Annotated in this window: 1 protein-coding gene; it reads right to left on the reverse strand. The window is 66.5% G+C overall.

Translation table 11 applies throughout. The features are described from left to right. On the reverse strand, nucleotides 1-803 hold an 803-nt coding region (locus tag JYJ84_RS37440; RefSeq protein ID WP_240201968.1), incomplete at its 3' end, for an AMP-binding protein. Nucleotide 804 lies beyond the last annotated feature (1 nt).

Raw genomic sequence — 804 nt, forward strand, 5'->3', positions numbered from 1 at the left:
GACGTATACAGGATGAACAGCGGATGCTCGGCGCCGACCCATTCCGGCTCGCACTGGTCGGATTCGCCGGCCGTCAGTTCGTGCATCCACAGGTCGCGCTCGGCATGCCAGTCGACCTTGCCGCCGGTGCGGCGATAGACGATCACGCTCTTCACGGCCTCGCAGCCGCCCAGCGCGATCGCTTCGTCCGCGATGCTCTTCAGCGGCAGCGTCTTGCCGCCGCGCGCCTGCTCGTCGGCCGTGACGAGCGCCGTCGCGCCGACGTCGACGAGCCGCTCGTTCAACGACTTCGCGGAGAAGCCGCCGAACACGACCGAGTGCGTCGCGCCGATGCGCGCGCAGGCCTGCATCGCGACGATGCCTTCGATCGACATCGGGATATAGATCACGACGCGGTCGCCCTTGCCGATCCCGCGCTTCTTCAGTGCATTCGCGAAACGCGACACGCGGGCGAGGAGATCCGCATAGGTGACGCGCGTGACGGTACCGTCGTCGGCTTCGAAGATCACCGCGACGCGCTCGCCGTTGCCGGCTTCGACGTGACGGTCGAGACAGTTGTACGACGCGTTCAGCTCACCGTCGTCGAACCACTTGTAGAACGGCGCGTTCGACTCGTCGAGCACTTTCGTGAACGGCTTGTGCCACGCAAGGCCTTCGCGCGCGAGCCGCGCCCAGAAGCCTTCGTAATCGTTCTCGGCTTCCGCGGCGAGCGCACGGTAGGCCGGCATGCCGGAAATGGCCGCCGCCTGCTCGAGCGCCGCGGGCGGCGCAAACTGGCGGGTTTCGTGAAGAACCGATTCAATC

The organism is Burkholderia sp. LMG 13014 (assembly GCF_905232215.1).
Classification (GTDB): domain Bacteria; phylum Pseudomonadota; class Gammaproteobacteria; order Burkholderiales; family Burkholderiaceae; genus Burkholderia.